Source organism: Nocardia arthritidis (assembly GCF_011801145.1).
Lineage (GTDB): Bacteria > Actinomycetota > Actinomycetes > Mycobacteriales > Mycobacteriaceae > Nocardia > Nocardia arthritidis_A.
Genome location: NZ_CP046172.1, coordinates 1,194,315 through 1,203,813, shown reverse-complemented (window position 1 = coordinate 1,203,813; position 9,499 = coordinate 1,194,315). Strand labels below are relative to the sequence as shown.

10 protein-coding genes are annotated in these 9,499 nt (G+C 67.0%); 2 read left to right on the top strand and 8 right to left on the bottom strand.

The window, feature by feature from the left end; translation table 11 throughout:
- Window positions 1-15 precede the first annotated feature (15 nt).
- From F5544_RS05410 to F5544_RS05395, 4 genes are read right to left on the bottom strand one after another with little or no spacing between them, the layout of a single operon-like run.
- The gene (locus tag F5544_RS05410) at window positions 16-519 is read right to left on the bottom strand and encodes a YbaB/EbfC family nucleoid-associated protein (protein WP_167472153.1); all 504 of its coding nucleotides are present in this window, start codon (window positions 517-519) and stop codon (window positions 16-18) included.
- Window positions 520-529: 10 nt separating this feature from the next.
- On the bottom strand, window positions 530-2,032 hold the full coding sequence (locus tag F5544_RS05405; protein ID WP_238847099.1) for a hypothetical protein: 1,503 nt from the start codon (window positions 2,030-2,032) through the stop codon (window positions 530-532).
- Window positions 2,029-2,535 carry a hypothetical protein gene (locus F5544_RS05400; protein WP_167472152.1) on the bottom strand — a complete coding sequence of 169 codons (507 nt, stop codon included), beginning with the start codon at window positions 2,533-2,535 and terminating at the stop codon, window positions 2,029-2,031. The genes F5544_RS05405 and F5544_RS05400 overlap by 4 nt, the downstream gene beginning before the upstream one ends.
- A 22-nt stretch (window positions 2,536-2,557) precedes the next feature.
- Window positions 2,558-3,778, bottom strand: a complete 1,221-nt coding sequence (locus tag F5544_RS05395; protein WP_167472151.1) for a hypothetical protein — start codon at window positions 3,776-3,778, stop codon at window positions 2,558-2,560.
- Between the two features lie 265 nt (window positions 3,779-4,043).
- Between F5544_RS05395 and F5544_RS05390 the strand changes: the two genes are divergently transcribed.
- Both F5544_RS05390 and F5544_RS05385 read left to right on the top strand, forming a co-directional pair.
- Window positions 4,044-5,411 carry an MFS transporter gene (locus F5544_RS05390; RefSeq protein ID WP_167472150.1) on the top strand — a complete coding sequence of 456 codons (1,368 nt, stop codon included), beginning with the start codon at window positions 4,044-4,046 and terminating at the stop codon, window positions 5,409-5,411.
- 137 nt (window positions 5,412-5,548) lie between these two features.
- On the top strand, window positions 5,549-6,205 hold the full coding sequence (locus tag F5544_RS05385; RefSeq protein ID WP_167472149.1) for a response regulator transcription factor: 657 nt from the start codon (window positions 5,549-5,551) through the stop codon (window positions 6,203-6,205).
- Here the strand turns inward: F5544_RS05385 and F5544_RS05380 are convergent.
- The 4 genes from F5544_RS05380 to F5544_RS05365 form a co-directional block, all read right to left on the bottom strand.
- Window positions 6,187-6,435, bottom strand: a complete 249-nt coding sequence (locus F5544_RS05380; RefSeq protein ID WP_167472148.1) for a hypothetical protein — start codon at window positions 6,433-6,435, stop codon at window positions 6,187-6,189. The two genes, F5544_RS05385 and F5544_RS05380, sit on opposite strands and share 19 nt — an antisense overlap.
- Window positions 6,436-6,542: 107 nt before the next feature.
- Window positions 6,543-8,267 (bottom strand): hypothetical protein, encoded by a 1,725-nt coding sequence (locus tag F5544_RS05375; protein WP_167472147.1) that lies wholly within the window; start codon window positions 8,265-8,267, stop codon window positions 6,543-6,545.
- A 141-nt stretch (window positions 8,268-8,408) separates the two neighbouring features.
- Window positions 8,409-8,912, bottom strand: coding sequence for a YbaB/EbfC family nucleoid-associated protein (locus F5544_RS05370; protein WP_167472146.1), 504 nt, complete (start codon window positions 8,910-8,912; stop codon window positions 8,409-8,411).
- Between the two features lie 99 nt (window positions 8,913-9,011).
- Complete coding sequence (locus F5544_RS05365; protein WP_167472145.1) at window positions 9,012-9,491, bottom strand: YbaB/EbfC family DNA-binding protein; 480 nt, start codon at window positions 9,489-9,491, stop codon at window positions 9,012-9,014.
- Window positions 9,492-9,499 lie beyond the last annotated feature (8 nt).

Here is a 9,499-nt window from a genome sequence, read left to right as displayed (position 1 = left end):
CGAACCGGTCGACCGCTACCAGCCGCGATCGAAGATGTCGGAAGTTCCGTCGGCGGAGGGACGTTCGGCCGCGGGACGGGCCGCATCCGGTCGCGCTTCGGCGTCGAGCGGCTGCCGCTCGCTCGGCGGGGCGAGCGAGGCCGCGGGCCTGCTCAGCACCTCGGAAAGATCCGGCATACCGGGGAACAGCTCGCCGATCTTCGGCAACCGATCGTGCCGCTGCTGGATCGGTTCCATCAATTCCATTGTCTTCCTGCGGACTTCCTCGATGGCCCGATGCGCGGCCTCGGTGACGGCCTTGCCCAGTTCGGAACGGCTCAGATCGGTGTAGTTCGGGCCGAACCTGGTCTCGATGATGTGGCCGTCCGCGTTGACCACCACCGTCACCCGATTGCGCGCCGCCGTGCCTTCAGCGATGAGCTGGGTCCGCTGATCGTGGAAGCGCCGCACCGCGACAATGTTCTCGGCGACGTTTTCGAGCAGGTCCGCCACCATCGCCTCGGTGACCTCTTCAGCCATTGCGCACCTCCTACAGACCCTGACGTTGCCGGAATCGCTGCTCGAACCCAGCGATATAGCGATCGGATTCGATCGAGGACGACGACTGTTCCAGCACGCCGTCGTCGCCGACGTAGAAAATCGCGCGCCCGATCGCGACCTCTCCCTCGGGCACCGGCACATACACCGTCCACCCGCAGCTGAACCGGTCGGCCACCAACTCCGACAGCGGATATCCGGTGGTGTCCAGGTCGCGGCTGCTGACGTAGTGCCGGACCCGGTCGACGGCCTCGGCCGCATCGATCGGCGTCACGGTCTCGGCGACCAGACCGGCCAGCGAAAGCTGGTGCAGCGCACCGTCGATATCGACATCGTCACCGAAGACGTTCACCACGGTTTCCCGCGTGGCCACGCCGACCTCCGCCGCCGCGACCAGCGTGTCGGCGGCCGTCTGCGACTGAGCGTCCGCGCGCGGCCCGAGCAGGCTCACGATGATCCCCGCGACGGCCTTCGCGCTCCACACCCCCGGCACCGCGGAGGCACAGTCGGCCGCCGTCGGCGATTCGCCGCGGTACCACCGATCATGCTCCCACCAGTAGCAGAACGAGAGCAGCCCCGCGGACGCGCGCGGGTTCAGCACTTCATTGGTCACCCAATCCGGAGCTCCCGCATATAGATTCGGCAGATCCGCACCCGCGTCGTATGCCGCGGCGAGCGCGGGCGCGTCCCAGACGCCACCGGACAACACCGCCCGCTGTCCCGGCAATACGTACAGGGTCGAGCCGCCGCGCTTCGAACTCTCGAACACACCTCCCGCGGGCAACACCCGCGGACCCCACTCCGATCCGACCGCGACGAACGCCGCCGCGAGGGTCGCCCAGCGCGCCCACAGCACGGGGAAGGGCGGAAACTCGTTGTCCGCCAACACCGCCCACACACCGGCCGCCTTGTCGGCCCTTGCCCGCGCCGCGGCCTGCTGCGGTGTGCGCACCTGCCGGTCGCCGTGCGAAACATAAGCGGCCAGCCACATCGGCAACCGTCGCCGCGGATGCTCCTGCAGGTCCGCGAGATAGACCTCGGGAGCGAACAGTTGCTCGGCCGGAAACGGCTCGTCGCCGTTGTCGAATTCGATTTCGACGGCGCGCACCGCCGCCCCGGCCGTCGCCGGCGCGACCGCCCGGATCAGCAGCCGCAACCACGGCTCGTCACCCGCGCGCACAACGGCGGCACGCTGTTCGCGCGCCAACCGCAATACCGGCTGCGGGGTTTCGGCGCGCATCGATCGGTCGCCGTCGGAGTAGGTGACGAAGCCCGCCTCGGCCGCGACGGTCACGGCGATGGTCGCCTCCAGCTCCTGCCATCCCGGCGGGCCTATCTCGGCGAGTGCGCCGACGATTCGCTGCGCCAACTCCGTGGCGGCATCGGTTTCCGGCTCGTCGACCGTCTCGGTCTCCGCTACGGGATCGATCGGCGTCTCGGGGTGCTGCGCGTCGCTGTTCGCCTCGCCGGTAAAGGGTTTCGGCTCAGCACTCACGCATTCAGCTCCCCGTTGATGGTGTTGAGGTCCTGGGTCACGACGTCCTCGGTCTGCTGAAGCCCCTTCTGCGCCTCACGCAAACTGCTGGAGCAATCGGTCAGGAACTGCTGTACCTGCGCGACGAAATCCTCGAGGCCCTGTTTGTTCGCGTTATATCCGTCATTTCCGTGCTGGCCGTCGAAGAAGGATTTACCCACGTCGGTCGTGCACTGGGACAGGGTGGCCTCGTGACCTGCGGCGGCCGATTTGAGCCCGTCCCACCAGTTCTTGAAGTTCGCCGCGACCTCGTCCACCCGGTCCGCCGCCGGTCCGAGGCTATCCACGTCGACCTTCAACCGCTTGGCGTCGCTTGCCAGCTTCGCCGCGTCATCGCGCCAGGTCTGCAGGTTGGCGTGGTTCTGCGAATCGTTGTTGAGCTGCTGGACGTCATCCGATATCGCCTTGGTGTCGTCGGACAGCTGTTGCATGCTGGCGGGCGTTTGCGAATCCCCGGTACTCAATCTCTACCTCCGAACCCTTCAGCTACAACGCGATTCGATCATCGCATAAATACCGACCACCCAGTATGGAAATGGATGGTGGACCATCCGGTCGCGGTACCGCCCCACGCGGTGCGAGCACACCGGCCGTCCGCAGCTGTCGCATCGCCCCGTCGATATCCCGCTCCGCGCCGAATACCTGCTGCACCAGCGCTCGAGTCAACACCCCGCAATCGGCGGCGGCGAGCAATCGCGAGACCGCCGCCCGCACCCGCGAATCCGGCTGCGGCACCAGCATTCTGGCCACCGTCTCGCGCACCGTGCCCGCCGACCAGATCGGCGGCAGCGCGGCACCACACTGCTGGATCGACGGCGACTCCCCGCCGTACCAGCCGTCCCCGTCCCACCAGAAACAGAATGAGAGCAAACCGACCGCCGCCCGCGGGTTGAGCACCGCGTTGGTCACCCAATCAGGCGCTCCCGCATAAAGATTCGGCAGATCGATACCGCCGTTGTACGCCGCGTTCAGCGCGGGCGCGTTCCACACCCCGCCCGAGAGCACGGCCCGACCGCCCGCGAGCAGATACAGCGACGAACCGCTGCTGCCATTGCGGGCGCTCTCGTACCAGCCGGTGTCCGGCACGACCCGCGGCCCCGACTCGGAACCGACCGCGATATGCGCCGCCGCGAGCACGGCCCACCGGGACCACAGCAGCGGCAGCTCCGGAAAATCCTCCTCCACCGGCGTCGGCGCGATGCCGCGCACGCGGTCGGCACGACTGGCGACCGCCGCCCGGCGCGCACCGCGCGACTGCCGATCGCCGTGGTTGATATAGGCCGCGAGCCAAAGCGGCAGCCGCACCCTGGGATAGGCATCGATATCGGCGCGGTACGCCTCCGGCCGCAGCAACTGATCGCCGGGGAACGGTTCATCGCCGTAGTCGTAATCGATTTCGGCCCTGCCGGATTCGTCGACCCGCACGGTGAGCACCCACCACGGGCCCGCCACCGTCCACGCCGCCTGCTCTCGATGCGAACGGGCAAGGGCCACCAGCGATTCCGGCGCGTCCACCCGGCCGACGCGATGGTCGTACTCGACGGTGACGCGGGTGGTCTCGGTCGAAACGGTCAGCGCGAAAACCGCTTCCACCCGCCGCCAGCCCGGCCTGCCGAGTTCGGCGAGTTCCTCGACGAGACGATCCAGCGGTTCGGCAACGACGAGTTCGCCCGCGCCCGTGGCGCCCTCGCGATAGTCGACGTTCATGATTCGTTGCCGTTCCCGTTCATCAACACACCCTGCTGTTCTCGATACTGACATGTTGTAAGCCCGTCTCGCGCCCATTCCCGGTGGTCAGAAGCTCAAGGGACTGTAAAGTTTCTGATCAGGCCATTCATCTCGGATCCGGCCCCCGCGCGGCATTTTCCTAAGGGATCGTTAGAACATCCGCGTATCACCGCGTGCGCGACGCTCCTTCGCCACCGTGGTGTCCAGCCGACCGGGGTCGTGCGGCGGCAGAAGGAGATTCAGAATGACTACGACACAGGTCGTAGGCGAGCGCCGAGTAGTCGGCAACGTCCTGCGAGGCTCACTCGGCAACCTCGCCGAGTGGTACGACTGGTATGTCTACACCGCGTTCGCGGTTTATTTTTCCCAAACCTTTTTCCCCAAAGGCGATTCCACCGCTCAGCTACTGAATTCCGCCGCGGTTTTCGCGGTGGGCTTCCTGATGCGGCCGATCGGCGGCTGGGCGCTCGGGCGCTACGCCGACCGGTTCGGCCGCCGCTCCGCGCTCACGCTGTCGGTGACGGTGATGGCGGCGGGCTCGCTGCTGATCGCCCTGACACCGGGATATCAGACGATCGGGCTCGCCGCACCCGCGCTGCTGGTGCTGGCGCGGCTGCTGCAGGGCCTCTCGCTCGGCGGCGAATACGCAACCAGCGCAACGTATTTGTCCGAGGTGGCGTCGCCGGGTAAGCGCGGGTTCTACTCCAGCTTCCAGTACGTGACGTTGGTCGCGGGTCAGCTTGTCGCGCTCGGTGTGCAAATCATATTGCAGCACATCTTCACCGATCCGCAGATGAACAACTGGGGCTGGCGGATTCCGTTCGTGATCGGCGCGGGCGGCGCCCTGCTGATCATGTGGTTGCGGCGCGGCATGGACGAATCCGAGCAGTACCGGGTCGAGGAGAAGCTGGCCGGACTGTCCGGCCCCGAGGCGATCGACGTGATCGCCAAGGAGGTCGCGCGCAAGCGGGCGGCTCGCGGTTCGCTGCGGCTGCTCGCCCAATATCCGCGCGAATGCCTGATCGTCGCGGGCCTGACGCTCGGCGGCACCGTCGCCTTCTACACGTACACGACGTACATGCAGAAGTTCATGATCAATACCGCGCATATCTCCAAGCCGACCGCTGCCTGGATCAACTTCATCGCGCTCGCGGTGTTCGTGGTGTTCCAGCCGTTGGCGGGCATGCTGTCCGACCGGATCGGGCGGCGCAGGCTGCTCATCTTCTTCGGCGTTGCCGGAACGTTGCTCACGGTGCCGATCATGTCCGTGCTCGCGCACACCAAGAATCCGGTGGCGGCATGGGCACTGATGATGGTGCTCCTGGTCGTCGTCACCGGCTACACCTCGATCAACGCGATCGTGAAGGCCGAACTGTTCCCCACCAAGATCCGCGCGCTCGGCGTCGGCCTGCCCTACGCGCTGGTCGTCGCGATCTTCGGCGGCACGGTGGAGACGGTCGCGCTGTGGCTCAAACAGCACCATCACGAATCGCTGTTCTACTGGTACGTCGCGGGCTGCATCGTGATCTCGCTGATCATCTACGTATTCATGCGCGAAACCTCGCACGAGTCCCCGCTCGACCTGGAGACCGAGGAGCGGGTCGCGGCGTGAGCGTCAGGCCCGGAGGCGGCAGCGAAGCGTAACCACGCAGGGCCGGCGAGCACCGCTGATCCAACACTGCCGCCGCGCCGTGACCCGATGATTGCCGAAAGCGCGCGCCGGAGGCCTCGATTTGCGAGGATCGGCGCGTGCGGCTTGCGGTTGTCGAAGATGATGAGGGTATGGGCGAAGCGCTGGTAGCCGCGCTCACTGCCCGCGGCTACCAGGTCGAACGCCACCGTCGCGGCGCCGACCTGCTCGCCTCGCACCGCCGGTTCGATGCGGTGATCCTCGATCTCGGGCTGCCGGATATCGACGGGCTGGAGGTGCTCCGGCGTTTGCGGGAAGTAAGCTCCGTGCCCGTCGTCATCCTCACCGCACGCAGCGGCGAGAGTTCGGTGGTGAACGGGCTGCGCAGCGGGGCCGACGATTACCTGATCAAACCGCCGCGCATCGCCGAACTGGTCGCGCGACTGGAGACGGTCACCCGCCGCGCCGTCCCACCCGGCAGGACGCCGATGGACGTGGTCACCGGTGACGTGCGGGTGGATCTGGTCGCCCGCCAGGTGCTGGTGGCCGACCGGGTGATCACCTTGACGCACAAGGAATTCCAGCTGGTGCGCATCCTGGTGGAGCGGCCGGGCACCGCGGTGAGCCGTCAGGCGTTGATGGACCGCATCTGGGGCGACTCCTCACCGGCGGTATCCCGCGCACTCGATGTGCACATGGCCGGGCTGCGCGCCAAACTCGATCGGCCCGGCCTGATCATCACCATCCGCGGCTTCGGCTACCGGTGGGAGACCTGACTCTGCTCGCCGGAATCGGGTTGCGCCGCAAGGCTTGTCGATTCCGCGACGACCAGCAGGTCGCGGGCCTGCTGAGCGGCGACGGTGAGCGCGAGCGCCAATTGCTCGTAGCTCACCTCATCCGGTTCCAGATCGATGCGCGTATCGATCACCACGCCGTCCGCGTCGACCGTCACCCGGACGCGGGCGCCGAGCGCGAACCCGACCGCCGTCCGCTCGTCCTCCGCCATACCGAAACCTCTTACACCGCCGATGGATACAGCAAGATAATCGCGCCGACTGCGCACTCCGTCCCGGCAGATCGCGAAAGCTTAGCTGTTGCTTAACAATCCGTACCTCAGGCGTCCACCGCGCCGTGGCGTTGCTGGAACCGCTGTTCGAAATCCGCGATGTACACCGATGGCGCCACCGACGACGAAGACCGTTCCAGCACACCGTCATCGGCGATGTAGAAGATCGCGCGGCCGATCGATATCTCCCCCGGCCTGGTCGGCACGAACACCATCCAGCCGACGCTGATCCGATCGGCGCGCAACTCGTCCAACGGGTAGCCGGTGGTGTCCATACCCTGATCAAGAATGTACTGACGCACCCGCTCGATCGCATCCTCACGCGGCATCGGCTCGGGCAGATCGAGCGTCACACCGGCCAAAGTCAGCTGGTAGAGGGCGCTGTCCACATCGAATTCACCGTCGTTACCGAATACGCCGACCACGGTTTCCCTGGTGACGAGGCCGACCTCGGCCGCCGAAACCAGATTCGTGACGGCCGTGCGCTGCTGCTCGGTCGGCTCATCGGCGAGCAGGGCGGCCACCACGTCCACCACGGTTTCGGTGGTCCACACGCCGGGCACCGCCTCGGCGAGCAGATCGGAGGTCGGGGACTCGCCGCGATACCAGTGCCCGCCCTCCCACCAGTAGCAGAACGACAGAAGTCCGCTCGCCGCACGGGGATTCAGCACCGGATTGGCCACCCACTCCGGCGCGCCCGCGTAATGCAGCGGCATCGGCTCGTCATTGTTGTAGACCTCGTTCAGCTCCGGCGCGTTCCACACCCCGCCGGAGAGCACGGCGCGACCACCCGGCAGCGCGTACAGCGTCGAACCGCTGCGCTTGGAACCCTCGAACCAGCCGAGCGCGGGCAGAATCCGCGGCCCCCACTGCGATCCGGCCGCGACGAAGGCGGCGGCGATCACCGCCCAGCGCGCCGACATCAGCGGGAACGGCGGAAACTCCAAGTCCGACAACAGGCCTCGCACACCCTGCTCCCGATCCGCTCGCGCCTGCACGGCCGCCAGGCCCGGTGAACGGGACTGCCGGTCGTCGTGTCCGATATAGGCGGCCAGCCATACCGGCAACACCTGACGCGGATACGCGGCCAGGTCGGCACGGTAGATATCGGCCGGGAACAGTTGATCGTCCGGGAACGGCTCGTCGCCGTAGTCGTAATCGATCTCGATCTCACCGCCGCTGCTCAGCGACAGCAGCAGCCGCCACCACGGCCCGTCGCTGAGCTGCGCCGAGACATCGCGGTGTTCGCGGACCAGGTCGAGCACCTCCGGCGTCGGCTGCACCCGGACCGACCGCTCATCGTCATCCGAGTAGACCACCATCGCCAGCTCGGCGGCGGTGGTCAGCGCGAACACCGCCTCCACCTGACGCCAGCCCTCCGGGCCCAAAGCGGCCAATTCCCTGGCCAATTGGTGGCCGAGCTGTCTGGCGCGCTCGGCGACGTCCACCGTTTCGGGCTGATCGAGGAGGGTGAAACCGATATCCGGTTCGTCTTGATCGCCGATACCCAGCGGCATATCGGGCTGTTCGGCGGCCGGATCTCCTATGCCCAGTGGCACATCGGGTTGCTCGGGCGCCGGATCTCCTATGCCCAGCGGTACATCGGGCTGCTCGGCCGCCGGATCACCGATGCCGAGTGGCACGTCGGGTTCACCGCTCGCCGCCGACTCCAAGAATTGCCGCAGGAACTCCTGCTCGGCAGCCCCTCCGTTATCCGGCGCAGGCTCCTCGTTGCGGGCCCGATCGTCGGCCTCGTCGCCTGGTCTGGTCACGTCGCAGCAATCTCCTCATCCGGGCGCCGGAATCCGCACGTGCCACACCATTCGCAGCACGCCGGCCAGATCCGGTGCCGAGCCGTGTTACAGGCTCATATTTGCACAGTCGAGCCGAACCGACCGCTGAACAATACGCAACTACCAGCCGGAATCGGTGACTCCGCGGTCATCCGCCCGGGTACGGAAGGTGGTATCGACATCGTCGAATTCCATTGGCGCACCCTCGGGCTCCTCGACCTCCGCGTGCGGCGGCGTCGTCGGCACCGGCGGCGCCTCCGGCCGCAGCGCATCCAGATCAGGCATATCCTCGAGCAGATCCGACAGCTTCGGCAGCCGGGACCGCCGCTCCTGCAGCGGGGCCATCAGCTCCTGCCCCTTCCGCGCGACCTCGGCCGTCGCCTGCTGCGCCGCCGCCGTCACCGCCTTGGCGATCTCACCGAAGCTCAAATCCTCGATACCGGGGGCGAATTTGGTTTCGATGATCATGCCGTCCGCATTCACCGTAACCGTGACCCGCTTACGCACCGTCGCACTCGCGGTGAGCTGGACCCGCTCCCGCTGCACCCGCGCGATCTGGCGCATCTGCTCCTGCACCTGCTCCAGCACCGCGGCCGTATCCAACCTGCCGAAATCGCTCGTCATCTCGCCGCCTCCAACATGTCCGACCGCCGAGGGTGACAGCCGAGAGCGACGCTTCCGTGGCTCGGACATGAACGGCAGGTGCAGCCGCAGTTACCTGCGTCACCAGCCCGTTTCGGTGACGCCCCGGTCTGTTTGCGGGAAATCGCCTGCGGTGGTGGACTCTTCGCGTTCCGGTGCGCCGGGCGGCGCCGTCGACGCCAGCGGCGGCCGCGGGATCCGGTTCGTGAGATCCGGCATGCCATCGACCAGATCCGACAACTTCGGCAGCCGAGACCGCCTGGCCAGCAACGGCGCCATCAACTCCCCCGCCTGCCGCGCCGCATCCTCCTGCGCGCGCTGAGCCGCTTCCGTCACACCCTTCGCGATCTCGCCATAGCTCAAATCCTCGATACCCGAAGCGAATTCGATCTCGATGATGGTGCCGTCAGCGTTCACCGCCACGCCGATCCGCCTACCCCGCACCGACGCCCGACCGATAATCCGCGCACGCTCCGCACCGATACGCGCGATCTCCACCATCTCGGCCTCGAAATCCTCGATCACCGCCGCCATCTCGGACTTCGGGTACTCGTTCGTCATCGCCGTCC

Bases quoted from the DNA above. Each gene is read 5' to 3' on its own strand.
- F5544_RS05370 (WP_167472146.1), bottom strand. From the start codon at position 8,912: ATGACGAGCGATTTCGGCAGGTTGGATACGGCCGCGGTGCTGGAGCAG.
- F5544_RS05410 (WP_167472153.1), bottom strand. From the start codon at position 519: ATGGCTGAAGAGGTCACCGAGGCGATGGTGGCGGACCTGCTCGAAAAC.
- F5544_RS05380 (WP_167472148.1), bottom strand. From the start codon at position 6,435: ATGGCGGAGGACGAGCGGACGGCGGTCGGGTTCGCGCTCGGCGCCCGC.
- F5544_RS05365 (WP_167472145.1), bottom strand. From the start codon at position 9,491: ATGACGAACGAGTACCCGAAGTCCGAGATGGCGGCGGTGATCGAGGAT.
- F5544_RS05390 (WP_167472150.1), top strand. From the start codon at position 4,044: ATGACTACGACACAGGTCGTAGGCGAGCGCCGAGTAGTCGGCAACGTC.
- F5544_RS05395 (WP_167472151.1), bottom strand. From the start codon at position 3,778: ATGAACGTCGACTATCGCGAGGGCGCCACGGGCGCGGGCGAACTCGTC.